This is a genomic window from Streptomyces sp. ICBB 8177, assembly GCF_003144095.1.
In the GTDB taxonomy this organism is placed as follows: Bacteria; Actinomycetota; Actinomycetes; order Streptomycetales; family Streptomycetaceae; genus Streptantibioticus_D.
This window is the reverse complement of the sequence record NZ_NSKH01000018.1, coordinates 245,186-270,577: the sequence shown is the minus strand read 5'-3', so window position 1 is coordinate 270,577 and position 25,392 is coordinate 245,186. Positions and strand designations below refer to the sequence as shown.

Here is a 25,392-nt window from a genome sequence, read left to right as displayed (position 1 = left end):
AGGGCACCGGCCAACCAAAGGCCCTCAAGGCCGCTGCCGGCTCGGGCGCCGGTCACCGGCCTGCCCGGTCACGGGGTCGGCCCCGCGCCGCAACCAACCGAAGGAGAGATCATGATGAGGAACGAACCGGTCGTGTACGGAGGCGACGACGACAAGCTGCCCGGCCAGCCGTGGCCGCTGCCGCCGACGCCGCCCTCTCCCGACGGGCCGACCCCCGACGGCGACGGGAAACACCGCAAGTGACCATCAGGCCACGCAAGGAGCGGGCCACCCGGACGGAGTTGGGCCGCTTGCTCCGCGACAAGGGCGCCCTGACCCCCGGCTGGGAAGCAGCGTTCGAGACCGTGGACCGTGCCGCCTTCCTGCCCACCGTGATGTGGCCGCACCGGATGGCCGACGGATCCAGCACCCGCGTCGACAAGGCGACCGATCCAGATGCCTGGTACGAGTACGCCGACAGCGACGAACCGATCACCACCCAGTGGGACGGCGGCCGCCCCGACGGCCAGCCGGGCACCGTGCCGACGTCATCGTGCTCCGCACCATCCGTGGTGTTCCGCATGCTCGATGACCTCGACCTCGCTGACGGCATGCGCGTGTTGGAGATAGGCACCGGCACCGGCTGGAACGCCGCCCTGCTCGCTCACCGGGCGGGCGCGGCCAACGTGGTCACCGTCGAGATCGACCCGCAGGTCGCCGAGACCGCCAGGGGTGCCCTCGACCGCAACGGGTTTCGCGTCGGTGTGAGGGAAGGCGACGGGTGCGTGGGCCGGCCGGGAGCCGCGCCCTTCGACCGGCTGATGGCCACGTTCGGAGTCCGCGACTTCCCACGTGCCTGGGTGCGGCAGGTACGGCCCGGCGGCGTGATCGTGGCCCCGTGGGGCACGCACTTCACCCACCGGGACGTCGTGGTCGAGCTCCGCGTGGACGGCGACGGTCGGGCGGCGTCGGGCCGGTTCTTGCGGCTGGTCGAGTTCATGAAGGACCGCGGGCGGCGGGCGACGCGGCCAGGGCATGAGGAGTATCTGCCGGACGGCTGGCCCGGAGGCGCTGACGCCTTGGAGACTCGGTTGCCCGCGGACGCGTTCGAGCCGTTCACGTCGTTCGAGTTCACCGCGGGGTTGCGTGTGCCGGGTTGCGAGCTGATGACGGCCGTCCGTGACGGCGCCCGGAACGTGTGGCTGTACAGCCTCACGGACAGGTCGTGGGCAGCCGCGCTGTACGAGCCCGGCCAGTCGGTCACGAAGGCGTACCAGGCTGGTGGGCGCCGTCTCTGGGACGAGGTTGAGACCGCCTACGCGTGGTGGCAGGCCCAGGGCTCCCCGGACGTCGACCGGTTCGGCCTCACCGTCACCGCGGGCGGTTTGCAGGCGTGGCTCGACGAGCCGGGTGCCCACTGGTCGCTGTGAGGGCCGTCAGTAGCCCCAGGGACGTGCCCCACCCGGGAGGTACCGGGCCTGGGGCTGTGGCGCGGCCGGCGTCGCGCAGCCGTGTTCCGGGGTGGCACCTCACACCGTCATGCTGGTCGATCCGGTATGACCGCCGAGCGGCGGGTGCGCCTGGCATGCTGATCGCATGTCCGACGCCGAACTCGACGGGCGTCCTGTCTCACTCGATGAGCTTCAGGCCCTCGCGCTCACCACCTACGGGTGCTTCACGACCCTGCGGGTGGAGGACGGGCGCGTGCGGGGGCTCGGGCTGCATCTGGAGCGGCTGCGGCGGGACTCGCTCGCGCTGTTCGGGGCGGGCGTGGACGCCTCGAGCGTACGGGAGTTGGTGCGGCGGGCGATGCCCGAGCGGGGGGCCGCCACGGTTCGGGTCACCGTCTTCGACCCCGCCACGGATCTCGGCGCGCCCGATCGCGCGAACGAACCGCGCATCCTGATCACCCGCCGTGCCGCCGCCGCGCTGCCCTCGCCGCCCATGTCCGCCAGGACCGTCGCGTACGAGCGGGACCTGCCGGAGGTCAAGGGCGTCGGGCTGTTCGGTGTGCTACGGCACCGCAGGGCCGCGCGGCTCGAGGGGTACGACGACGCGCTCTTCGTGGACGCGAGCGGCGCCGTCAGCGAGGGCGGCACCTGGAACATCGGCTTCTTCGACGGCCACGACGTGATCTGGCCGGACGCCCGCGTACTGCCGGGTGTGACCATGTTGCTGCTCCAGCGCGCGCACCCGCATCTCATCGCCCGCGTCACGCCGGAGGACCTGCGGGGCATGCGTGCCGCCTTCGCCACCAACGCCGCCGTCGGCGTCCGCGCCCTCAACCGCGTCGACGACGTGGAACTGGACGCCGGCCACCCGGTGCTCGACGCCCTGCGCGCGGCCTACACCGGGATCGCGGCCGAGGCCGTCTGAGGGCACCGATGTGGTGGCAACCACAGAAGCTCCAGGTCACGGCGTCGTAGGGTTGCGCCGGGACACGGCCGTCGTCCAGGCTGGGACCGCGCCCCCACCCGATTCGTCCCCTCACGCCACCGGGAGCCACCGTGACCAGCGCCTGCGGCGTGCCCTCCGGCCGGGGGCGGCAACGGGACGACGCCTGCCCGGGGGCGCTGCGCCTGCACTCCGCCGACGACGGCGCGCTGGCCCGGGTACGGGTGCCCGGCGGGCTGCTCTCCGTCGGACAGGCCGACCAACTGGCCGCCATCGCGGACGAGTTGGGCGACGGGCACCTCGACCTGACCTCGCGCGGCAACGTCCAGTTGCGCGGCCTGCCACACGACGCCGGGGCCGTGCTCGCCGAACGGCTGGGCCGCGCCGGGCTGTTGCCGTCGGCCGCGCACGAACGCGTGCGCAACATCGTCGCCTCGCCGCTCGGCCCGGACACCGTGCGCGCCCTCACCCGCGCGCTCGACGCCGCTCTCTGCGCCGACGAGCGCGCCGCGCGGCTGTCGGGGCGGTTCCTGTTCGCGATCGACGACGGGAGCGGGGACGTCGCCGCCCTGCGCGCCGACGTCACGCTCGTCGTCTCGCGGCACGACGTCACCCTCTACGTCGCCGACACCCCCGTAGGCGCCGTGCCTGTCGCCGACGCGGCCGGCCGCGCCCTGCGCGCCGCCCACGCCTTCCTCGATCTGGCCGATGCCGCCGGTGAGGGCGTCCGCGCGTGGCGGGTGCGCGATCTCGACCCCGACGGGACGCTCCTCGGCGGCCGGCCGACGGGCCCGCCCCTGCCGCACGGCACGCCCCGCGCCTTCGGGCTCACCGGCGGCGCGCTCAGCGTCGGCTTCCCGCTGGGGCGGGCCACCACGGCGCAGTGGCGGGCGCTCGCGAGGAGCGCGGCCGGTGAGATCCGCCTCACGCCCTGGCGCGGCGCGGTGCTGCCCGGGGTCGCCGACGACCGCGTCCTCGGCGAACTCGCCGCCGCCGGATTCGTCACCTGCGACGACTCCCCCTGGCACGGCGCCACCGCCTGCGCGGGACGGCCCGGTTGCGCCAAGTCCCTTGCCGACGTGCGCGACGACGCCCGCGCCGCGCTCGCCGCCACGACCGGGCCGCAACCGCTGCCGGTGCACTGGTCGGGCTGCGAACGCCGCTGCGGGCACCCCGGCGGCCGCCGGGTCGAGGTGACCGCGGCACCGGACGGCTACCGGGTCACCGTGCACGGCACCGCAGGAGCGCCCCGTACGATCACGGGGCTCACGGGTGACCGCACGTCCGCCGTCGTCGCGGCGGCTCGCGCAACCACACAGACGGGACTGACGTGATCGAGTACGAGAAGGACGGACCGGCGATCTACCGCCAGTCGTTCGCCACCATACGGGCCGAGGCGGACCTCGACGGCCTGCCCGCGGACGTGGCCCAGGTGGCCGTGCGCATGATCCACGCGTGCGGGATGACCGACCTCGTCGCCGACCTCGCGTTCAGCCCCGCGGTCGTCCGCGACGCGCGCGCCGCGCTGCGCGCCGGGGCGCCCATCCTGTGCGACGTCCAGATGGTCGCCTCCGGCGTCACCCGCAAGCGGCTGCCCGCGGACAACGACGTGGTGTGCACGCTGTCCGACCCCTCCGTGCCCGCGCTCGCCGCCGAACTCGGCACCACGCGGTCGGCCGCCGCGATGGAGCTGTGGCGCGACCGGCTCGACGGCGCGGTGGTCGCCGTGGGCAACGCGCCGACCTCGCTGTTCCGGCTGCTGGAGATGGTCGAGGCGGGCGCGCCCCGCCCGGCCGCGGTCATCGGCGTGCCGGTGGGCTTCGTCGGCGCGGCCGAGTCCAAGGACGCGCTGGCCGCGCACCCGTCGGGGCTGGAGCACCTCGTGGTACGCGGGCGGCGCGGCGGCAGTGCGATCGCCGCCGCCGCGATCAACGCGATCGCCAGCGAGGAGGAGTGAGCACCCCGATGAACGCCTCCCCTGAGCCGACGAACGCCTCCCCCGAACCGGCGACCGCCTCCCCCGCACCGGCCGTTTCCACGCCCGGCAAGCTCTACGGCGTCGGACTCGGCCCCGGCGACCCGTCGTTGATGACCGTGCGCGCGGTCGAGGTCATCGCCGCCGCCGACGTCGTCGCGTACCACAGCGCCCGGCACGGCCGTTCCATCGCGCGTTCCATCGCAGAACGCCACCTGCGCGCCGACCACGTCGAGGAGCCGCTGGTCTACCCGGTCACCACCGAGACCACCGACCACCCGGGCGGCTACGCGGGCGCGATGGAGGAGTTCTACGAGCAGGCGGCGGCCCGGCTCGCCGCGCACCTGGAGGCCGGGCGCAGCGTCGCGGTGCTCGCCGAGGGCGATCCGCTCTTCTACGGCAGCTACATGCACATGCACAAGCGGCTGGCCGGACGGTACGAGGCCGAGGTGGTCCCCGGCGTGACCTCCGTGCAGGCCGCCTCCGCCCGCCTGGGCAGGCCGCTGGTGGAGGGCGAGGAGACGCTCACCGTGCTGCCCGGCACCCTGCCGGAGGACGAACTCGCCGCGCGGCTGGCCTGCGCGGACTCGGCGGCCGTGATGAAGCTGGGCCGCACCTTCCCGGCGGTGCGCTCGGCGCTGGAGACGGCGGGGCGGCTGGACGAGGCGCTGTACGTCGAGCGGGCCACGATGAGCGGCGAACGCGTCGGGCGGCTGGCGGACGTGGACCCGTCGACGGTGCCGTACTTCGCGGTCGCCGTCCTGCCGAGCCGTGCCCCGGGCAACGCGTCGGTGGGCGTCGCGGCGGCAACACCGGGCGTGGCGGCGGATTTTGGGGCGGTTCAGGACGCGGCCCCGGCGGACGTCGAGGGGGCACAGGACGCGGCCCCGGCGCGGGACGCCACCCCCGGTGAGGTCGTCGTCGTCGGGCTCGGGCCCGCCGGACCCCTGTGGCTGACGCCGCAGGCGCGTTCCGCGCTGGCCGCCGCCGACGAACTCGTCGGCTACACCACGTACATGGACCGCGTCCCGGTCCGGCCGGGCCAGCGCAGGCACGCCTCAGACAACCGCGTCGAGGCCGAACGGGCCGAGTTCGCGCTGGAGTTGGCCCGGCGCGGTCGGCGGGTCGCGGTGGTCTCCTCCGGCGACCCGGGCGTGTTCGCGATGGCGACCGCCGTACTGGAGGCCGCCTGCGCCGAGCCGTACAAGGACGTCGCGGTCCGCGTCGTGCCCGGCATCACCGCCGCCCAGTCCGCCGCCGCGCTCGCGGGCGCGCCGCTGGGCCACGACTTCGCCGTGGTCTCGCTCTCCGACCGCCTCAAGCCGTGGCGGATCATCGAGGCGCGGCTGCGGGCCACGTCCGAGGCCGACCTGGTGCTCGCCCTCTACAACCCGGCGTCCAACAGCCGCAGGACGCAGCTGGAGACCGCGCTGAAGGTGCTGCTTGAGCGGCGTTCGCCGGGCACCCCGGTCGTCGTCGCGCGCGACGTCGGCGGCCCGGAGCAGGCGGTGCGGATCACCACGCTGGCCGCGCTGGACCCGGCGACGGTGGACATGCGCTGCGTGCTGCTGATCGGCTCGTCGCAGACCCACGTGGCGGAACGCGGCGACGGCACGACGGTGGCGTGGACCTCGCGCCGCTATCCGGACTGATCCGCGCCGCGCGGCTACGTGAGGCGGCCGGCCCGGCGCTCCGCCAGCCAGGCGAGCGCCCCCGGCACGTCGGTGGCGACCGCGACGCCCTCCGGCACCGGCGGGCGGCGCACCACGACCACGGGGACGCCGGCCTCGCGGGCGGCCGTCAGTTTGGCGGCCGTGGCGTCGCCCCCGCTGTCCTTGGTGACCAGCACGTCGATCCGGTGCTCGCGCAGCAGCGCCCATTCCCCCTCCAGGGTGAACGGGCCCCGGTCCAGCACGACGGTCATCCGCTCCGGGTGCGGCGGCTGCGGCGCGTCGACTGAGCGTACGAGGAACGACAGGCCGCGCAGCTCGGGCCCGGCGAAGGCGGCCAGGCCCAGGCGGCCGGTGGTGAGGAAGACCCGGCGGCCCAGCCGGGGCAGCAGCGCCGCCGCCTCCTCCAGCGAGGCGGCGTCGTGCCAGCGGTCGCCCTGCGCGGCCACCCAGCCGGGACGGCGCAGGGCGAGCAGGGGAACATGGGTGGCGGCGGCGGCCCGCGCCGCGTTGAAACTGATCCGCCGGGCGAAGGGATGGGTGGCGTCGATGACCGCGTCCGCCTCGTGTTCACGCAGCCACCGCGCCAGCCCGTCCACCCCGCCGAAGCCGCCCACCCGCACCTCGCCCGGCGGCAGTGAGGGCCGCGCGACGCGTCCGGCGAGCGAGCTGGTGACGCGCAGCGCGGGGTCGCCGTGCAGCGCGGCGGCGAGGCGGCGGGCCTCGGTGGTGCCGCCGAGGATCAGCAGGTGCCGTACGGTCATCGGGCCCTCCCATGGCTGAGGCGTACGAGAAGTCGACCGCTCAGGCGTCGGGCGGCCGGGTCGCGCAGCTGAAGCACACCGGCCTGCGCCCCGGCTGGACGACCGGCGCCTGCGCGACCGCGGCCACCACCGCCGCGTACACCGCGCTGCTGACCGGCGGCTTCCCCGATCCGGTGACGATCACGCTGCCGCGCGGTCAGCGTCCCGCGTTCGCGCTCGCCGTCGAGCGACTTGCCGACGGACGGGCGACGGCGGGCGTGGTCAAGGACGCGGGCGACGACCCGGACGTCACCCACGGCGCGCTGGTCCGGGTGACCGTCACCCACGGCGCGCCCGGCCGCGGGGTCGTCTTCCGCGCCGGTCCCGGCGTGGGCACGGTCACCAAGCCGGGCCTGCCGCTGGACGTCGGCGAGCCCGCGATCAACCCGGTGCCCCGGCGGCTGATGCGCGAGCACGTCGCCGAGGTCGCCGCGGCGCACGGCGGCACCGGTGACGTGGTGGTCGAGGTCGCGGTGGACGGCGGCGAACAGATCGCGCGCTCCACCTGGAACCCGCGCCTGGGCATCCTGGGCGGCCTGTCCATCCTGGGCACCACCGGCGTCGTCGTGCCGTACTCGTGCTCGGCGTGGATCGACTCGATCCGGCGCGGGGTGGACGTGGCGCGCGCGGCCGGGCGCACCCATGTCGCGGGCTGCACCGGGTCCACCTCGGAACGCGTCGCGGTCGAGGTGCACGGGCTGCCGCAGGACGCGCTGCTGGACATGGGCGACTTCGCCGGCGCGGTGCTGAAGTACCTGCGCAGGCACCCGGTGCCCCGGCTGACCGTCTGCGGCGGCTTCGCCAAGCTGTCCAAGCTGGCCGCGGGCCATCTCGACCTCCACTCCTCGCGTTCGCAGGTGGACAAGGCGTTCCTGGCGGACCTGGCCCGCCTCGGCGGTGCGGACGAGGCGCTGGCGGCCGCCGTCGCCGGCGCCAACACGGCGCTGGAGGCGCTCCAGTCGTGCGCCGCGCGGGGCGTGCCGCTGGGCGACCTGGTGGCCCGGGCGGCCAGGACCGCCGCGCTGGACGTCCTGCGCGAGGCACCGGTCGCGGTGGACGTCATCTGCGTCGACCGCGCGGGAACGGTCGTCGGCCGCGCGGACCCGCTGGCGAACCGCTGACGCCGTCACCGATCCCTGCGAGCCGCCCCGGCACCCCCGCCCCGCCATCAGGCCTCCGGCTCCGGCGCCGCCGCCCCGCCGCTACGCCTCCGGCACCTGGCAGCGGTCGCGTCCCGCCGAGTACAGATAGCTGTCGCCGAACTGCTCGGCGCCCAGCGTCGCCCCGACCATGATGACCGCGGTCCGTGTGATGCCCGCGTCCTTCAGCTGCCGCGCGATGCCCTCCAGCGGCCCGCGCAGCACGACCTCGTCCGGCCTGCTGGCGAACGCCACGACCGCCGCCGGGCAGTCGGGCCCGTAGTGCGGCAGCAGTTCGGCGACTACACGGTCGGCGTGGCGGGCCGCGAGGTGGACGACGAGCAGCGCGCGGCTGCGGCCCAGCGTGGCCAGGTCCTCGCCGTCCGGCATGGCGGTGGCCCGCTCGGCGACCCGGGTCAGGATGACGGTCTGGCCGACCGTGGGCACGGTCAGCTCACGCTTCAGGGTGGCCGCGGCGGCGGCGAACGCGGGCACGCCGGGCACGACCTCGTACGGCACGCCCGCCGCGTCCAGCCGCCGCATCTGCTCGGCGACCGCGCTGTAGACCGAGGGGTCGCCGGAGTGCAGCCGCGCCACGTCGTGCCCCGCGCGGTGCGCGGCGACCAGTTCTTCGGTGATCTCCTCCAGCGTCATCCGCGCGGTGTCGACCAGGCGGGCGTCCGGCGGGCAGGCGTCGAGCAGTTCACGCGGGACCAGGCTGCCCGCGTACAGGCAGACCCGGCAGCTGCCCAGCAGCCGCTGCCCGCGCACGGTGATCAGGTCGGCGGCGCCCGGTCCCGCGCCGATGAAGTGGACCGTCAACTCAATGCCTCCCTGGGGTCGCCGGTCCGTGACTCTACTGGCCTGACGGTTGCCGCACGACGACGGCCCGGCCGTGGCCCCGGTGGGGCGGCTGCGGCCGGGCCGTGCCAGGGTGCCCGGAATCAGGCGGCGGCGGAGGCCGCGGTGGCCTTGGCGAAGCGGTCGGAGACGTCCGTCCAGTTGACGAGGTCCCACAGCTTGGTCACGTAGTCGGGGCGCACGTTCTTGTACTGGAGGTAGTACGCGTGCTCCCAGGCGTCGAAGACCAGCAGCGGGGTGGTGTTCTGGCCGACGTTGCCGTGGTGGTCGTAGACCTGCTCGACGATCAGCCGCTTGCCCAGCGGTTCCCAGGCGAGCACGCCCCAGCCGGAGCCCTGCACGGAGGAGGTGGCCACGGTGAGCTGCTTCCTGAACGCCTCGAAGCCGCCGAGGTGTTCGTCGATGGCGTCGGCCAGCGGGCCGTCGGGGCGGTCGCCGCCGTCGGGGGAGAGGTTCTGCCAGAAGATCGAGTGCAGCACGTGGCCGGAGAGGTTGAAGGCGTAGGTCTTCTCCAGGCCGACCAGCCCGGTGGGGGTGATCCGGTCCTTGTCGCGGACCTCGGCGATCTGCTCCAGCGTGTCGTTGGCGCCCTTGACGTAGGCGGCGTGGTGCTTGGCGTGGTGCAGCTCCAGGATCTGCCCGGTGATCGCCGGCTCCAGCGCGGCGTAGTCGTACGGCAGGTCGGGAAGCGAGTACGTGCCCATGCGGGACACAGCCCCTTTCAACGTTCAGCGTGCGATCGATGCGGTGGCGTTCGTACGCCCCCGCCACACTATTGCGCACTACTTGCAATTACTACTCCGCTGCTCCAGCATGTTGAGTGCGGGGTCCGGTCCGTCAACTTCTGCCGGGGAACGTCACCCTTGGTGAACCGCTGGTGAGCCAGCCGGTGAGGTGCCCTTCCAGTCGCTGATCGTCTTTGCAGCCGGCGCCCGCCGGTCCGACCGGCCCCGCACCCCCTCCGTGTCGACGGCCGCCACACGCCCGGTGTGTGGCGGCCGTCTCTTTTTCCTGTTCGGACCGCTTTCCGGCGACAAGAGGGCGTTAAGACCGGCTGCGGTTTCACGTGAAACGTCCGATTCGGGGGTTCGGGCTGCGTTAAGAAACCTCCAACGGACCTTGCTCAGCCGAAACGGAACCCTCATGGCAACCGCGACGCCGACCCAGTCGGCCGACACCGCCGCCCAGCGCCCCGAGGCGCTGTCCCCTGCCGTCGATCTCCCCGAGAGCCTCGGCTACCGGCTGAAGAAGACCTTCCTCGGTCCGCCGCTGGTCACCTCGGAGCTGCACAACGAGAAGCTGTCCAAGCCCATCGCCCTCGGCGTGCTGGCCCCCGACTGCATCAGCTCCAGCGCGTACGGCACCGAGCAGATGCTCACCCAGCTGCTGCCGTACGTCGGCGTCGCCGGGTTCGCCCTGGTCATGCCGGTCACCGGCGTCATCCTGGCGCTGCTGCTCCTGCTGACGCTGGCCTACCGGGACGTCGTGATGACGTACACCAAGGCCGGCGGCTCCTACATCGTGGCGCGGGAGAACTTCGGGCCCCGAATAGCCCAGATCGCCGCGGTCGCACTGCTCATCGACTACATCGTCACGGTCGCCGTGCAGACCGCGGCCGGCACCGACGCGGTCGCCTCGATGCTCCAGCTGCTGCTGCACGTCGACATCGACCACGACAAGCTGTGGATCACCGTCGGCGTGGTGTGCCTGCTGTGCTACGGCAACCTGCGTGGCATCCGCGAGGCGGGCCGGGCGTTCTCGGTGCCGACCTACCTGTTCGTGCTGGCCACCGGGCTGACCGTGGTGGTCGGCCTGGTCCGGCTGGCGCTCGGAGACCTGCCCCGGCTCACCGACGCCCAGTTGCACGCGCCCGGCACCATCGGACTGGGCCACCCCGGCGGCGGCCTGCTGATGGGCGCCTCGGTCTTCATCATGATGCGGGCCTTCGCCAACGGCGGCTCCTCGCTGACCGGCCTGGAGGCGATCTCCAACGGCGTCAGCGCGTTCAAGAGCCCGCAGGGTCCCAACGCCCGCCGCACGCTGGTCGTGATGAGCTGCATCCTCGGCGTGCTGGTGCTGGGCGTCTCCACGCTGGCCTGGCAGACCCACGCCATGCCGTACTCCTCGGGCAGCCCGACCGTGCTCGCCCAGGAGGCCCACCTGGTCTTCGGCCAGAGCGGGTTCGGCAACGTGATGTTCGCGTTCGTGCAGATCGCGACCGCGCTCATCCTCTACACCGGCGGCAACACCTCGTTCAACGGCTTCCCGTTCCTGGCCAGTTTCGTCGCCGAGGACTCCTTCCTGCCCCGGCAGCTGACCATCCGCGGCCACCGGCTGGCGTTCTCCAACGGCATCATCGTGCTGACCGTGGTGTCGCTGGCGCTGCTCATCGCGACCGGCGGCAACCTCACCAAGCTCGTCTCGCTCTACGCGATCGGCGTCTTCACCGGCTTCGTGATGGCCGCCTCCGGCCTGTTCCGCTATCACTGGAACCGCCGCGAGAGGCACCGCACCGCGCGGCTGGTCATCAACGGCGCCGCGGCGATCGCGTCGGGCGCGGTCGTGCTGATCTTCGCCATCACCAAGTTCACCGAGGGCGCCTGGCTGGTCGTCGTCATCTTCCCCATCGGCGTCGCCGCGCTGATCCGCACCAACAGCCGCTACCGGGCCGAGAGCGAGGTGCTGCGCGCCGCGCCCGCCGCCTCCTCGGTGCCCACCTGGACCCGCAGCGTCGTCTACGTGCTTGTCGACCGGCTCGACCTGGCCGTCATCAAGGCCCTGCGCTACGCCCACGCCCTGCGCCCGACCGAACTGCGCGCGGTGTACTTCATGGTCGACGACCACAACGCGGAGCGGCTGCGCGCCGAGTGGGAGGCCAGCCGGGCCGCCGACGTCTCCCTGGAGATCATCGAGTGCCCGGACCGCCGCATCCGCCGGGCCGCCGCCGAACTCGCCGCCCGCACGGTCGCCGAGGGCGACACCGAGGTGACGCTGCTGATCCCGCGCCGCACCTACGGCCCGGTCGTCGGCCGCCTGCTGCACAGCCGCTTCGGCGACTCGATCGCCCAGGCCGTGAGCGGACTGCCGCACGTGGCGGCCACCATCGTGCCGTTCGACGTGGCCACCGCCATCGAGGAGGCCGAGGAGGTCGCGGGCGTACGGCGCGGCCCGGAGCGCACGGGGGAGAACACGGCGCCCGCCGAGGGCAACCGGCACCCCGCCGTGCGCCGTGCCGCGTCCGCCCTGCTGACCCACGCCGAACCGCCCGCCGTGCCGCCGGCCGGCCGTGCGGACGGGACGACCGCGATCGGGGAACTGGCCTGGCGGCACCGGGCCGTCGTACGCGGCCGGGTGCGGTCGGTGCAGGTGACGCCGGTGTCCGGCTCGCCCCGGCTGGAGTGCGAGCTGTACGACGAGACCGGCGGCGTGGTCCTGGTCTTCTACGGGCGCCGCTCGGTCCCGGGCATCGAGGCGGGCACCGAACTGCGCGCCGACGGCATGGTCGGAGCGACGGACGGCTACCTGTCGATGGCCAACCCCACGTACGCGCTGCTGCCCGCCGGTTCCGAGGAGACCGCGGGCGCGGTGGACTGAGTCCGGGCCGCCCGCCCGCGCCGCGTTCGCCGCGGGGCCGGGCGCGGCGGCTCAGCGCAGGCCGCCCGCCTCCAGCAGTTCCCGCGCGATCCGGTCGTCGATCTCGCCGCCGAGCCACCGCAGCGCCTCACGGGTGCGCGGGTCGCCGTCGGTGAGCAGGCCCGCGGCGCGCGCCAGGCGGGCGCCGTGGTCGATTTCGTGCCACAGCAGCGGGTTGGCGACGAGCACCGCGGGGTCGAGGCGTGCCGAGCGGCCGTCCGCGTCGACCAGCGTCAGCGTCCGCTCGACCACGCCGTCGATCCTGACCCGCACCAGCCGGTCCAGCCGCACCCGCCGCCCGCGTCCCGGCCCGCGCACCGTGAGCACGCCGTGCGCGCAACTGGTGCGGGCGGGGCAGACCACCGCGAACAGCGCGACCGCGAGCGCCGTCCACAGCGCGGCGCGTGCCGGGGTGAGGGTGCCCGCGGCGGCGTCCAGCGCGAGCGCCGCCGCGAGCTCGCCCACCGCCACGGCCAGTGCGGTGCGCAGCGCGCCGGCCCACTGCCCGTCGTGGACGACGACGGTCCGGGCAGCGTGCCGGGGGAGGCCGCACGCGCATCGCATACCGCTGACGCTAGGCCCGGCGGCCCGGCGCGGACGGCCGCGTTGACGCGCTCCTGACGCGTACGGCCATCGTCTTGACGCGCCCCTCACCCCTCGTGCGGACCGCCCGTTCACCGGGGTCACCCGACGTCATCCGACATGGACGCGTGGCCGCCTGGCGCGGTCCGGTTCCGCCTCGCGCAGCACCTCCCGGGTCACCGGCGCGACCTCGCCGTATCCGAAGAGGAAGAAGCGCAGGAAGTTGCGGAACGGGCCGCCCTCGGTCCACTCGAAGTAGATGTGCGGCACCCGGCCGGTCTCGTCCCGTACGTGCAGCAGCAGCGCGGCCAGCGAGTTGGCGATCGACGCGCTCTCCAGCGACAGCACCCGGTAGCGCCCGTGCAGCACCTGCCCGCGCACCACGAGCGCCGCCTCGAACTCCGAGGGGTCGGTGACGGTCACCTCGACGAAGATCAGGTCGTCGGCTCCGGGCAGGTCGTTGTCGTCCCGGATCTGGCGCAGCTTGTCGCGGTACTCGGCGGCGTCCCGCGCGCCCGGCTCGTTGGCGATGAAGCGGATGTCGCGGCTGGCCGCGTCCCGCACGAAGCGCTGCGCCATGTCGTCCATGTCGACGCCCGTGACCCGCAGTTCGAAGGCGCGGGCCAGCCGGGACAGCAGCGAGACCAGGATGATCCCGGCGATGAAGCAGGCACCGATCTTCACACCGTCCGGGCGCTCGGCGACGTTGACGACCGTGGTGTAGAGGAAGACCAGCGCGATCACCGCGAAACCGGCCGTCCACCGCCGCTGCCCCGCCTTGCGGGCGGCGATGGTGACCGCGATCGCCGCCGAGCTCATCAGCACCAGCACACCGGTGGCGTACGCGCCGCCCTGCTTGTCCACGCTGGCGTCGAACAGCCAGGTGACCAGGAACGCGACGAGCGTGAAGACCAGCACCATCGGCCGCACCGCCCGCGCCCACTGCGGTGCCATGCCGTAACGCGGCAGGTAGCGCGGCATCAGGTTGAGCAGCCCGGCCATCGCCGAGGCGCCGGCGAACCACAGGATGGCGATGGTGGAGAAGTCGTAGACCGTGCCGAAGGGCGAGCCGAGGTTCTGGTGCGCGAGGTAGGCCAGCGCGCGGCCGTTGGCGGGGCCGCCCGGCTTGAACTCGGACTGCGGGATCAGCACGGTGGTGATGAAGCTGGTGACGATCAGGAAGGCGCTCATGATCGCCGCGGCCGTGGTCAGCAGCTTGCGGGTGTCGCGGATGCGGCCGGTCGGGCGTTCCTCGGTGTCGCTGGGATCGCCCTTGACGTGCGGCATCACCGCCACGCCGGTCTCGAAGCCGGACATGCCCAGCGCCAGCTTCGGGAAGATCACCAGGGAGACGCCGATCATCGCGGCGACGTTGCCGTGCGCGGCGGTCAGGCCGTGCGTCCAGTCGGTGACCAGGTGGGCCGCGGTGATGACGTGCCACAGGCCGTCCCCGACCACGACGACGTTGAGCGCGAGGTAGACGCCGACCAGGACGACGGCGACGCCGATGGCCTCCAGGAAGCCCTTGAGGAAGACCGCGCCGAGCAGCGCGATCAGCACGAGGGTGATGAGCATCTGCTCGCCGTGCAGGGCGTTGGTGAAGTGCGGGTTCTCCACCAGGTGGGTCGCGGCGTCGGCGGCCGACAGGGTGATGGTGATCAGGAAGTCGGTCGCGGCGAACCCCAGCAGCGCCAGCACGAACAGCTTCCCCTGCCAGAACGACAGCAGCCGCTCCAGCATCGCGATCGAGCCCTCGCCGTGCGGGCTCTCCACGGCCACCCGGCGGTAGACCGGCAGCGCGCCCGCCAGCGTCACGACGACCAGCACGATCGTCGCCACCGGAGACAGCAGCCCGGCCGCGAGCGCGGCGATGCCCGGCTGGTAGCCCAGGGTGGAGAAGTAGTCCACACCGGTCAGGCACATCACGCGCCACCACCGCTGGCCCTTGTGGGCGGGCTGCGGCACGGCGTGCGGGCCCTGCTGGTTCCTGGCCATGTCGGCCAGCCCTTCCAGCAGCCACGCCCGAAGGCGCCCGGCCCCGGCCCCGGGGGAGGTGGCCATCCCTGTCCCGCTCCCGTCGTCGCTCCAGCGGCCCCCTGGGCCCAGCGTAAGCGGCGGGCGTCCACCCTGCCCGCGGGCTCACCCGCGCGGGCGGACCGTCACCGTCACCCGGGTCCCGTCCCGCACCCCGCGCAGCGTGATCAGCGACTGGCCGCCGCCGGACCGCACTTCGGCGCGCGGCGCACCGCTCACCGTGATGCGCGGGGCCGTGGGCCAGGCGGTCGCGGGGGTGCTGAGGACGGTCGGGGCGCGGCGGCTGACAGCGTTCGCCGTCAGGGTCAGGGTGTACGTGCCGCTGCCCGGGTCGTACGACTCGGTGTCCGGCGTCCCCGCGACCGCCCGCGCGTACGGCGCGAAGGCCGGGGCCCTGCCCGGCGCGGGCGCGCCGTCCGGCGTGTAGGCGCAGTAGCCGCCGCCGTCCGGCGCCGCGCAGTCGTACCACATCGCCCATCCGGTGGCGAAGCCCGCCATGGAGGCCACCTGACGCCGCACCAGCTCGGCGTTGCCCGGCGTGACGGCCTGCGGCGGACCCCACTCGCCGACCAGCACCGGCATGCGGTGGGCGACCGGGTAGGCGCGGACGGCGTTCTCGTAGGCGGTGATGAAGCCGTCCTGCGGGTTCCAGTCGGCGCCGTCCTCGACGGAGGTGTCGTAGGAGTGCGGCGCGTAGCCGATCCTGGGCGCGCCGGAGCGTGGATCGCGGAAGCCGGGCAGCTGGGTGGGCACGCCCTGGCCGACGAGGACGGTGGGCTCGACGAACAGCCAGGCGTCCGGGTCGGCGGCGCGCACCGCGCCGATCAGCCGCCGGTACATCGCCGCGAGCCGCCCGCGTTCCAGCGCGGCGGAGGCGGCCGGCAGGTCGTCGGGGTCGGGGACCGGGCCGAACGGCTCGTTGAACAGGTCGTACCCCAGGAGCGAGCGGTGCCCGCGCAGGGTCCTTGCGACCCTCGTGTACGCGGCGGCCTGGGCGGCGCGCAGGTCGGCGTCGTCGTAGAGGTGGCGGAAGGCGGCCTGCACGGCGGGCTGGAAGTAGTCGTCGAACCAGTCGCCCGACGGGTCCGGGGCGAACGGCAGCCCGTCGGTCCTGGTCGCCCACGCGGGGGCGCCGTCGAAGCCGAACGCGGGCCCGAAGACGTCCTGGTGCCAGTCGACGAGGACGCGCAGCCCGTCGCGGTCGGCCCAGCCGAGGACGCGGTCGAGGTAGCGCAGGTAGCCGGTGTCGAACCGCCCCGGCGCGGACTCCACCTTCGACCACTGGACGTCCAGCCGTACGAGGTCGAACCCGGAGCGGGCGACCTGCGCGAGGCGGGCGGCGGTGACGGTGTCGTCCTTGCCGAGGTTGAGCCCGCGCAGCTGGAGAACGCGCCCGAGGGCGTCGGTGAGGCGAGGGGGCGAGACGGAGGCCTGCGCGGCGGAGGCCTGCGCGGCGGAGGCGGTCGGGAGCGGCGCCGCGGTCGTGGCGAGGAAGGCGGTGGCGAGGAGGAGGGCGGCGCGGGCGCGTGGCAGGCGCGTTCGCGGACGCGATGTGCGCAGTGGCAGGGGCATGGCAGCGGATGGTCCCGCCGGTCGCGTGAAGAGACAAGACCCGTGCGTCGATCACTCCGGATGATGGCAGCGGTTCGCGGATGGGCGTTGGCCGGTGCGAGGGAGGCGAGTTGACTGGAGGACGTCAGGGAGGGCGGACCTCCCGGGAACGACGGCAGCGGGAGCGGACATGACCACGAAGGCGGCATCGGCAGCGGCGGAAGCGGACCACGGCACCACCGGCGACGACCCGAAGCAGGTGGTCCTGCGCTACTTCGCCGCGCTGCGGGACGGCGACCAGGAGGCGGTCGTCAACTCCTGGGCCGAGGACGGGACGTGCTGGTACGGCGGTGACCTGCCCGTCTCCGGTTTGTGGGAGGGCCGCGACCAGGTGATCGACGGCTTCCTCGCCACGGCGTTCGCCCATCTCGACGAGACCCGGGAGATCGGCCTGCGGGTCACCAACGTCTTCGGCGAGGGCGAGCAGGTGCTCGTCGAGTGGGACTCGTGGGCGACGGGGAAGACCGGCAGGGCGTACAACGAGAAGAACACCGGTGTCTTCGTGGTGCGTGACGGCCGCATCACGGCGATGCGCGAGTACGCCGACACCCAGCACTGGGAGCGCGCCCTGCTGGACCGCTGAGGCGCGAAACGCGGACGCGCGTGTCCGACCCGGGTGCGATGCTGGGCGGATGGCGACGTGGAAGACGTTCGAGCAGGAGGCGCCCGACCTGGCCGCCGAGGTCAGGGCGAGGTTCGAGGCCCATGAGACGCATGTGCTCGCGACGATCCGCGAGGACGGCTCGCCCCGGGTCAGTGGCAGCGAAGTCGACTTCACCGGGGGCGGGTTGACGTTCGGCTCGATGCTGAACGCGATGAAGGCGCGCGACCTGCGCCGGGACGGCCGCTGCGCGATCCACGCGCATCCGTCGTCCGACGGCGACGCCAAGGTGGCGGGTGTGGCGGTTGAGGTCCTCGACCCCGCCGAGAAGCGCGCGACGGCCACAGGCAAGGAACCCCCCGGCGACTTCCACGCCTTCCGCCTGACGCTGACGGAAGCGGTTCTGACCACGGTCGACGAGGAGAACCAACTCCTCGTCATCCACCTGTGGAAACCGGGGCACCCGGTGAGGGTCTTCAAGCGCCGCTGAGCAGCGGGCAGTAGGGGCGAGCCCCGCGTAACGCAGGAGCGGGGGCGCCGGGGGAGCCGCTTCGTTCGCCCGCGTCGCGTTCCCGTAACCGCCCACGCCGAGCGGTCCGGGCGGGCTACGCTCCCACGCACAGGCGATCACCGGGGGGTACGTCGTGACAACTGCCGTGCGCAGGAAGTGGGTTGGGCGTCGCCGGCGTCGGGGTGAGTCGCCGATCGCCTTGGGCGTGCTCGTCGCCCTCGGCGGCGTCCTGCTCGTCATGTCGTGGCTCGCGGCGCATCCCGTGGTCCTCGTGCTGCTGCTCGCGGGCGGCGGCGCCGGGACCACGCTCTTCCTGCGCCGCCGCCAGCGCGAGCAACGCCGGGCCGCCGCCCTGCGGGACGTGCGGGCCCGGGAGATCGCCGCCTACCACGCCATGTCACCGCGGCAGTTCGAAGAGGCCATCGCCTACCTGTGCACCCGCGACGGATGCCGCGACGTGCGCGTGGTCGGCGGAGCCGGGGACCTCGGGGCCGACGTGATCGCGACCACGCCGGACGGCCGGCGGATCGTCGTCCAGTGCAAGCGCTACGGGCCCGCGAGCAGTGTCGGCAGCGGCGACGTCCAGAAGGTCAACGGCACATACCGCGACGCGCACGGCGCCCACCTCGCGGCCATCGTCACCACCAGCCGCTTCACCGGCCCGGCGAGGGACTTCGCGCTCCGCGTCGGCATCCGGCCCTTCGACGAGGCCGCCCTCGCCGCCTGGGCCTCCGGCACCGGGCCCGCCCCCTGGGCGTGAGAGGGGCCACGCGGCGGGGCGACCGCACGACGTCGCGTGGACGGCCGGCAAGGTGGCGGGCCGCCCGTAGGGCCGCCTGGGCGGGGCTGTCCGTGCGGCACGCGGCGCGCCGCCCTCCTGCCGCGGCGCGGACCGCCTCCCTGCCGCGGTGCCGACCGGCTTTCCCCATCACGGCGCTGACCGGCTCCTCCCTCCCCACGCGGACCGGCTCCTCCCTCCCCACGCGCTGACCGGTTCCCCTCACCACGGCGCTGACCAGCGCTCTTGCACAGTGCCGACCAGGCCGCACCCCGCATTGCTCCCATCGCGGGACACCAGGAACCGTGGTAAACCCTAGATAAAGGGTTGATCTGGACTGTCGAGGTCTGGAGGAGTGATGGCACAAGCGGCGGAAGTGAGCACTCCACGGCGTCGTGGTTATCGGGAGGGCCTCGGCGGCGAGCTGCTCGCGGAACTCCTGGGGACCTTCACCCTGATCGTCCTGGGTACCGGCTCCGTGGCCGTGGCGGTGGTCGGCCTTCCCGGCTCCGGGCGGCAGGTGACCGCGTTCGGACCGGCCAACTGGCTGATCATCGCCTTCGGTTGGGGCTTCGCGGTGGTGTTCGGTGTCTACGTGGCCGGTGGCGTCAGCGGTGCGCACCTCAATCCGGCGGTGACCCTGGCGTTCGCCGCCCGGCGCGGGTTCCCCTGGCGGAAGGTCGGCCCCTACTGGCTCGCACAGCTGGTCGGGGCGTTCCTGGGCGCGGCGGTGGTGTTCTCCGCGTACAGCTGGGCGATCAACGCGTTCAACCAGAAGGCGGGGCTGCCCAGAGACAAGTCACTCAGTACGTACTCCATCTTCGCCACGTTCCCGGCGCAGTACTTCGGGCACTCGTGGTGGGGTCCGTTCCTCGACCAGATCATCGGCACCGCTGTCCTGCTGATGCTGATCTGCGCGCTGATCGACACCCGCAACACGGCACCGGCCGGGAACCTCGGCCCGTTCCTCATCGGCATGGTCGTCGTGGCGATCGGCCTGAGCATCGGCACCAACGCCGGGTACGCGATCAACCCGGCGCGTGACTTCGGGCCGAGGCTGTGGACGTACATCATGGGCTGGGGAAGCATCGCGTTGCCCGGCCACTACCAGTGGTTCGACCACTACTTCTGGATCCCGATCGTCGGCCCGCTGGTCGGCGGCCTGGTCGGCGCGGTGGTGTACGACCTGTTCGTCGGCCACGTGCTCAACGCGCGCACGGTCACTCCGGAGCCGGGTCGCGCGGGCGCGGACGAGGAGGACCTGGAGGCCTGAGTCGCGGCGGCCTGAGCGGCACCCGTCCGCGACGGCAGGTCACCCCTCGCGTTCCCCGGAGTCGCCCTGAGGCTGCTTCGGGGAACGCGACGTGGCGTGCGCGTGCGCGGGGCCGCCGCGGGAGCACGACACGACGACGATCAGCGGCCAGAGCGTCTGCGCCTCCGTCAGCACGCGTTCCGCCACGCCCGTCGGGCCGTGGTCCATCAGCGTCAGCACGAACCACCCCGCCCCCGCGCACATCAGCGCGCTCACCAGCACCGCCGGTACGGGCCTGAGCCCCCACGGCACGCCCGCGCCGCGGCCCGCCGCCAGCACCGGCCACACGGCGAGCAGCGAGAACCCGATCACGACGACGGCACCGTGCCGCAGCGAGCCCCCGCTGACCGGCGCGGGCACCAGCGTGAGCGCGATCGCCGCCAACCCGCCCCCCGCGAGCGTCAGCCGCCCGGCGAGCGCGGCCGGACGCAGCCCGCGCGCCGTCAGCAGGTGGCAGACGCCGAGGGTGACGAGGGTCGAGGTCATCACCCAGTACCCGGGAGCCCCCACCGCCGCCAGCACGCTGATCGTCTGCGTCACGGGGTCGTACGCGGGCCCCTGGAGCGCCTCGGCGACCCACCACCCCGCGACCAGCGCCACGGGCGCGATCCCGGACGAGACGAGGGCCCACCAGGGAACGAACAGCACCGAACCACCGTAAACGCCCCCATCGCCGCCCCACTCGAAGCCACCCGAACGTTCACCCGACCGGAACGGTCGGAACGCGCCTGCCGGAAGCGCCCCCCGGCGTCGGCCGCGCGTGGTCCGCGACGCTCAGGACATCCCGGCCTGCCGTTCGAGATCCGCCCGCGCCCCGCGTTCCGCAGGCAGTTCACGCCCGCACGAGACGCCGATCAGATAGACAGCCAGGTAGCCGAGGAGAAGCGGCCCGGAGACCGGGAGGCACACCAGGACGAGCGTGTTGACCACGGCCGGGGCGGTCAGGAACGGGTGCCTGGCCCGGCGCTCGGCGTTGCGCGCCCGCCACTCCTGCGGCGTCAGCCGCAGCCTGTAGGCGGTGAGGACGTCCCGGGCGGCGGCCAGCATCCCCACGACGACGATCAGACCGGTCGCGACGTCCAGCGCACCCCGCCACCCGGCCGCCCACGAGGCCCCGACCAGCCACCGCCACCCCGCACCGGCCAGGAGGGCGATGCCCAGCACCATGATCAGGCGGACGAGGAGAAGCCAGCCCCGGCGGACCCAGTAGGCCGTGCCCCGCTCGACCCAGGTCGTCCCGAGACCCCGCACTCGCTGTGGTTCCACGCCGAGCACGCGGTTCCGGGCGAGCCGTTCAGAAGACACTCGCGATGCCACTGCCCAGTCCCTTCATGGCGCCCCACACGGTCTTGCACGATCCCGAGGCGACGTCGGCCGTGCCGTGGGCGATCCCGCCCGGGACGCCGTGGTCATGGATGTCCTCGCTCCAGTGCTCGTGGAACGCCTTGTCGACGCCCACGGTCACCAGCATCACGCCCCCGGCCACGGCGGCACCGGTCGCCACGGCGGCACCTCCCAACCACAGGGACCGGTCCGTCGGGGCCATCGAGCAGCTCGAAGACCACGTGGCCGGTGGCAACGCTCCCGTCGGCTGACCGCTGCGGGTGCGCGGGTACGAAGAGCAGGCCCTCACTTCCGGTTGCCGACCGTCCGGGCCTGGGGACGCCGGATTCCACTGGGGTCTCGTAGTCCCCGTACGCCCAGTAACTGAGTCCGCGCCTCGTCGATGGCATGCCTTCCGCCCCTTCCCCCTCCGACGGATTCGGTTCGCGATGCTACCGGGACGCGGCAGATGCCAATGGCCCCCGGTGACAAGTGGGATGAGCGGTCACACGGGGGCCGACTTCGGCGCGACGAGGCCTCAGCTCAGCGTCTTCAGCGACGCCACGTCGTACGGCGCCAGGTCCTCGAAGCGGCCCGCCAGGACCTTCGCGGCCCACTCGGGGTCCTGGAGGAGCGCGCGGCCCACCGCGACCAGGTCGAACTCGTCGCGCTCCAACCGGTCGAGGAGGTCGTCCAGGGCGCGGACGGAAGAGCCCTCGCCCTGGAAGGTGCGGATGAACTCCCCGTCCAGGCCGACCGATCCCACGGTGATGACCGGCTTGCCGGTGAGCTTCTTCGTCCAGCCCGCCAGGTTGAGGTCCGAGCCGTCGAAGGCCGGGTCCCAGTAGCGGCGGGTCGAGGCGTGGAAGGCGTCCACCCCGGCCTCGGACAGCGGGGCGAGGATGGCCTCCAGCTGCTCCGGGGTGTCCGCGAGGCGCGTGTCGTAGGCGTTCATCTTCCACTGCGAGTAGCGGAAGACCACCGGGAACGAGGGCGACACCGCCTCCCGCACGGCCGCCACCACCTCGGCCGCGAAGCGGGTGCGGGCGACCGGGTCGCCGCCGTACGCGTCGGTGCGGCGGTTGGTGCGCGACCACAGGAACTGGTCGATCAGGTAGCCGTGCGCGCCGTGCAGTTCGACTCCGTGGAAGCCGATGCGCTCCGCGTCGGCGGCAGCCCGGGCGAACGCGGCGATCACGTCGTCGAGGTCCTGGCGTGTCATCGCCCGCCCCTCGCCCTCGGTGCCGTCCACGCGCAGGCCCGACGGCCCGACCGGGGCGGCGTCCGCGAACGGCGGGCGGCCCGGCGCGCGGACCATCCCGATGTGCCACAGCTGCGGCATGATCGCGCCGCCCGCGGCCCGTACCGCCTCGGCGACCTTCGCCCAGCCCGCGAGCTGCTCCTCGCCGTGGAAGCGCGGCACGCGGTCGCTGTCGCCCGCCGAGGCGTGGTCCACGTAGGTGCCCTCGGTGACGATCAGGCCGACACCGGCCGCGGCCCGGCGCGCGTAGTACGAGACCACGTCCTCGCCGGGAACGCCGCCCGGGGAGAACTGCCGCGTCATCGGGGCCATCACGACGCGGTTGCCGACCTGGAGGCCGTTGATCGAGACCGGCCGGGACAGTACGTCTGCGGCACGGCCGGCGGAGGCGGTGAGGGTCACGGGTACTCCTCGCGAGAACGATCCGGTCCACGACGCACACCACGCGCGCCGCGCTGACACTCCCCAACCGGGCCGGGGGCCGCGTCATTCCACGGGGGTGGTGTGATCCGCGATACCCGGGCCCGGGGGGTGGGGGCAGAGCGACCTCGGCCCGCGGGCGCCGGCCGGGACGTAGGACGTACGCGTCCCGTGGGCCCTGCGTCCTGTCGGCCTCGTGGCCCGTCCGCTCAGGCAAGTGCCCTCCCTTTCTTGGGCGTTGAGCCGCCGCGCCTTCCCCGTGACACCCGGCTCGCCGACCGCGTGTCGGCCTATGATCGGCATCTGGCGTGAAGGGGGTGGACGTCGTGGTGGCGGGAGGGTCGGCGGCTCGGCGGGCGCAGGAAGCCCGTCGGCAGGAGCGATTACTTCGGGAGCAGTGGCGGGCCGCCACCCGGGAGGCCGAGCGGTGGGAGCGGGCCGACCAGGGTGAGCGCCGGATCGCCGCCCAGCTCTTGGTGCTGACCGAACGCGGCTGGCGTCTGCTGGTGGACCGCCGCTGGCCCGGCACGCGCGCCGCCAACGTCGACATGCTGCTCGTCGGCCCGGCCGGCGTCTTCGTCATCGACGTCAAGAACTGGCGCGCCGACCCGGAAGTCGTCGACGGAGTCCTGCGGTCCTCCGGGGAGTCCCGCGAGGAGCACGTCCGCAAACTCCTCGCGGTGACACGCGCCGCTGAGGACGCCCTCGCGGATCTGGGCATGTCACCGGTCGCCGTCCAGCCCTTGATGGTCTTCGCGGGCAAAACGCTCGACATCCCGCTGGGCCGCGTCCACCTTCTCGGCGAACGCGAGGTCGGCCCGCGTCTGCTCCGCGGCCGCGCCCGGATCACGGACGCCTCGATACGCGCCATGACCGCCCATCTCGCACGGGTCTTCCCTGAGTACGAGGGGACGTCCGTGGCACCGGAGCCGACGGACACGGACACGGACACGGGCACGGAGAGCGGGACGCGGAAGCGGGCACTTGGCAGGGCGAACGGACCCACCGCCTCCCGCGAAGTCCCCGCCGCCGTCTCCCCGGCTGCGCGACCGGTGGAGAACCTCGGCCTGTTCGACCTCGATGCCATGCGCGACGCCGCGCTCGACGACGCCATGCGCGCACCCATCGAGCAGTGGATGACCTTTCTCCACCCCGACCAGCTCTCCCTCGTGCGCCGCGACTGGGCCGGGCCCGCGCGGATCAGCGGTCCGGCCGGGACCGGCAAGACGGTCGTCGGCCTGCACCGGGCGGCGTACCTGGCGGAACGGACGGCGGGGCGCGTCCTGTACGCCACGTTCGCCAGCAACCTCCCTCGGGTCCAGGCGACGTTCCTGGCGTCGATGGCACCGCGGGTGGCGAGCCGGGTCGAGTTCCACAGTGTGCACGCCTGGGCCGCCGACTACCTGCGCAGGCAGGGCGTGCGGGTCAACCTCCACAAGGACAAGGCGGAGACCGCGTTCAGCCTGGCCTGGAAGCGGGCCGGCCGCGACACCGTGCTGCCGGAACTCGGCCCGGACTCCCACTACTGGCGGGAGGAGATCGCCCACGTCATCAAGGGCCGCGGCCTCACCTCGTTCGCGCAGTACGCCGTCGTCCCGCGCAGGCGCCGCCGCACCAACCTGCGCCGCGTCCACCGCGAAGCCGTCTGGACGCTCTACGAGACGTACGAGGCGATCCGCGAGGAACGCGGCGTGCACGACTTCGACGACCTGCTCTCCCTCGCGCTGGCGGAAGTCCGCCGAACCGGCGACCGGCCGTACGCCGCCGTCGTGGTCGACGAGGTCCAGGACCTCACCCTGGTCGGCGTCAAACTGCTGCACGCTCTCGTCGGCGAGGCCCCCAACGGCCTGCTGCTGATCGGCGACGGCCAGCAGGCCGTCTACCCGGGCGGCTTCCGCCTCTCCGACGCCGGTATCGACATCCGTGGTGACCGGGGACAGGTGCTGCGCACCAACTACCGCAATCGGAAGCCGATCCTGGACGCGGCGCTCGACGTCGTCGCCTCGGACTCCTTCGAGGAGATCGACGGCTTGCGGCTGTCCGGCAAGCGCGAGGTCGATCTCACCCACCACGACGGTGTGGTCGAGCACGTCGACCGAAGGACACCGCGGGAGCACGACCAAGCCCTGGTCGAGGCACTGCTCGCACTCGACGAGGAACAGCGGGCGTCCTCCGCGGTGCTGTGCCCTTCGCTGCGGGCGATAGGCCACTACCAGCGACTGCTGACGCGGGCCGGGGTGGGAGTGTGCCCGCTGGAGCGGTACGACGGCCATCCCACGCCGGACGTGAAGCTGGGCAGCTACCGGCGGGCGAAGGGGCTGGAGTTCAAGCGCGTTTACCTGCCCCGGTACGACACGGCCGTCCCGGATGCCGGGGACCAGCCGTCCGACGCGGCGCGCGAACGCCGGGAGCTCGAGCGCAGCCAGCTGTTCGTCGCGATGACCAGGGCGCGCGACGTGCTGTGGCTGGGCAGCGTGCGGGAGACCGGGGCGTAGCGGGACGCGC

General features: G+C 73.5%; 22 protein-coding genes and 1 pseudogene. 13 read left to right on the top strand and 10 right to left on the bottom strand.

Annotation, left to right across the window (positions count from 1 at the left end; all coding sequences use genetic code 11):
* Positions 1-111 precede the first annotated feature (111 nt).
* The 6 genes from CK485_RS30040 (at position 112) to CK485_RS09510 (ending at position 6,000) form a co-directional block, all read left to right on the top strand.
* Complete coding sequence (locus CK485_RS30040; RefSeq protein WP_275124597.1) at positions 112-243, top strand: hypothetical protein; 132 nt, start codon at positions 112-114, stop codon at positions 241-243.
* Entirely contained in the window at positions 240-1,409 is a 1,170-nt protein-coding gene (locus CK485_RS09530; protein WP_342673471.1) for a methyltransferase domain-containing protein, read from the top strand. Before CK485_RS30040 ends, CK485_RS09530 begins: the two co-directional genes overlap by 4 nt.
* A gap of 166 nt (positions 1,410-1,575) precedes the next feature.
* Positions 1,576-2,355 (top strand): aminotransferase class IV, encoded by a 780-nt coding sequence (locus tag CK485_RS09525; RefSeq protein WP_109449017.1) that lies wholly within the window; start codon positions 1,576-1,578, stop codon positions 2,353-2,355.
* A gap of 131 nt (positions 2,356-2,486) precedes the next feature.
* The gene (locus tag CK485_RS09520; RefSeq protein WP_199239300.1) at positions 2,487-3,707 is read left to right on the top strand and encodes a hypothetical protein; all 1,221 of its coding nucleotides are present in this window, start codon (positions 2,487-2,489) and stop codon (positions 3,705-3,707) included.
* Complete coding sequence (locus CK485_RS09515) at positions 3,704-4,330, top strand: precorrin-8X methylmutase (protein ID WP_109449013.1); 627 nt, start codon at positions 3,704-3,706, stop codon at positions 4,328-4,330. Before CK485_RS09520 ends, CK485_RS09515 begins: the two co-directional genes overlap by 4 nt.
* A gap of 8 nt (positions 4,331-4,338) precedes the next feature.
* Positions 4,339-6,000, top strand: coding sequence for a precorrin-2 C(20)-methyltransferase (locus CK485_RS09510; RefSeq protein WP_109452687.1), 1,662 nt, complete (start codon positions 4,339-4,341; stop codon positions 5,998-6,000).
* A 14-nt stretch (positions 6,001-6,014) separates the two neighbouring features.
* Here CK485_RS09510 and CK485_RS09505 read toward each other — a convergent pair whose 3' ends face one another.
* The gene (locus CK485_RS09505) at positions 6,015-6,782 is read right to left on the bottom strand and encodes a cobalt-precorrin-6A reductase (RefSeq protein WP_109449011.1); all 768 of its coding nucleotides are present in this window, start codon (positions 6,780-6,782) and stop codon (positions 6,015-6,017) included.
* 11 nt (positions 6,783-6,793) lie between these two features.
* On the opposite strand from CK485_RS09505, the gene CK485_RS09500 reads away from it, so the two are divergent.
* Complete coding sequence (locus tag CK485_RS09500; RefSeq protein ID WP_109449009.1) at positions 6,794-7,942, top strand: cobalt-precorrin-5B (C(1))-methyltransferase; 1,149 nt, start codon at positions 6,794-6,796, stop codon at positions 7,940-7,942.
* Positions 7,943-8,023: 81 nt separating this feature from the next.
* On the opposite strand, the gene cobM is transcribed toward CK485_RS09500, so the two are convergent.
* The gene (gene cobM, locus CK485_RS09495; protein WP_109449007.1) at positions 8,024-8,782 is read right to left on the bottom strand and encodes a precorrin-4 C(11)-methyltransferase; all 759 of its coding nucleotides are present in this window, start codon (positions 8,780-8,782) and stop codon (positions 8,024-8,026) included.
* A 122-nt stretch (positions 8,783-8,904) separates the two neighbouring features.
* Positions 8,905-9,525, bottom strand: a complete 621-nt coding sequence (locus tag CK485_RS09490) for a superoxide dismutase (RefSeq protein WP_109449005.1) — start codon at positions 9,523-9,525, stop codon at positions 8,905-8,907.
* Positions 9,526-10,021: 496 nt separating this feature from the next.
* Between CK485_RS09490 and CK485_RS09485 the strand changes: the two are divergent.
* Positions 10,022-11,953: pseudogene (locus CK485_RS09485) on the top strand (APC family permease); the annotation flags it as partial.
* Positions 11,954-12,466: 513 nt separating this feature from the next.
* On the opposite strand, the gene CK485_RS09480 reads toward CK485_RS09485, so the two are convergent.
* From CK485_RS09480 to CK485_RS09470, 3 genes are all read right to left on the bottom strand, one after another.
* On the bottom strand, positions 12,467-13,018 hold the full coding sequence (locus tag CK485_RS09480) for a hypothetical protein (RefSeq protein ID WP_241968253.1): 552 nt from the start codon (positions 13,016-13,018) through the stop codon (positions 12,467-12,469).
* A gap of 129 nt (positions 13,019-13,147) precedes the next feature.
* Positions 13,148-15,097, bottom strand: a complete 1,950-nt coding sequence (locus CK485_RS09475; protein WP_109448999.1) for an APC family permease — start codon at positions 15,095-15,097, stop codon at positions 13,148-13,150.
* Between the two features lie 78 nt (positions 15,098-15,175).
* Entirely contained in the window at positions 15,176-16,642 is a 1,467-nt protein-coding gene (locus tag CK485_RS09470; protein WP_109448997.1) for a cellulase family glycosylhydrolase, read from the bottom strand.
* 169 nt (positions 16,643-16,811) lie between these two features.
* On the opposite strand from CK485_RS09470, the gene CK485_RS09465 reads away from it, so the two are divergent.
* The 4 genes from CK485_RS09465 to CK485_RS09450 all read left to right on the top strand — a co-directional run bounded on the left by CK485_RS09465 (position 16,812) and on the right by CK485_RS09450 (position 19,844).
* Positions 16,812-17,264, top strand: a complete 453-nt coding sequence (locus CK485_RS09465; protein WP_109448995.1) for a nuclear transport factor 2 family protein — start codon at positions 16,812-16,814, stop codon at positions 17,262-17,264.
* Positions 17,265-17,313: 49 nt separating this feature from the next.
* Complete coding sequence (locus tag CK485_RS09460) at positions 17,314-17,772, top strand: pyridoxamine 5'-phosphate oxidase family protein (RefSeq protein WP_109448993.1); 459 nt, start codon at positions 17,314-17,316, stop codon at positions 17,770-17,772.
* Positions 17,773-17,998: 226 nt separating this feature from the next.
* Positions 17,999-18,553 carry a restriction endonuclease gene (locus CK485_RS09455; RefSeq protein ID WP_241968252.1) on the top strand — a complete coding sequence of 185 codons (555 nt, stop codon included), beginning with the start codon at positions 17,999-18,001 and terminating at the stop codon, positions 18,551-18,553.
* A 442-nt stretch (positions 18,554-18,995) separates the two neighbouring features.
* Positions 18,996-19,844: an MIP family channel protein gene (locus CK485_RS09450; RefSeq protein WP_241968428.1), complete on the top strand. Its 849-nt coding sequence runs from the start codon at positions 18,996-18,998 to the stop codon at positions 19,842-19,844.
* Between the two features lie 39 nt (positions 19,845-19,883).
* Here the strand turns inward: CK485_RS09450 and CK485_RS09445 are convergent, their stop codons facing one another.
* From CK485_RS09445 to CK485_RS09430, 4 genes are all read right to left on the bottom strand, one after another.
* Positions 19,884-20,531 (bottom strand): DUF998 domain-containing protein, encoded by a 648-nt coding sequence (locus tag CK485_RS09445; protein ID WP_109448989.1) that lies wholly within the window; start codon positions 20,529-20,531, stop codon positions 19,884-19,886.
* A gap of 126 nt (positions 20,532-20,657) precedes the next feature.
* Positions 20,658-21,149 carry a hypothetical protein gene (locus CK485_RS09440; RefSeq protein ID WP_146214514.1) on the bottom strand — a complete coding sequence of 164 codons (492 nt, stop codon included), beginning with the start codon at positions 21,147-21,149 and terminating at the stop codon, positions 20,658-20,660.
* Between the two features lie 28 nt (positions 21,150-21,177).
* Positions 21,178-21,387: a hypothetical protein gene (locus tag CK485_RS09435; protein ID WP_109448986.1), complete on the bottom strand. Its 210-nt coding sequence runs from the start codon at positions 21,385-21,387 to the stop codon at positions 21,178-21,180.
* 357 nt (positions 21,388-21,744) lie between these two features.
* Positions 21,745-22,869 (bottom strand): NADH:flavin oxidoreductase, encoded by a 1,125-nt coding sequence (locus CK485_RS09430; RefSeq protein WP_109448984.1) that lies wholly within the window; start codon positions 22,867-22,869, stop codon positions 21,745-21,747.
* Positions 22,870-23,195: 326 nt separating this feature from the next.
* On the opposite strand from CK485_RS09430, the gene CK485_RS09425 reads away from it, so the two are divergent.
* Positions 23,196-25,382 (top strand): UvrD-helicase domain-containing protein, encoded by a 2,187-nt coding sequence (locus tag CK485_RS09425; protein ID WP_241968251.1) that lies wholly within the window; start codon positions 23,196-23,198, stop codon positions 25,380-25,382.
* The last annotated feature ends 10 nt before the right edge of the window (positions 25,383-25,392 follow it).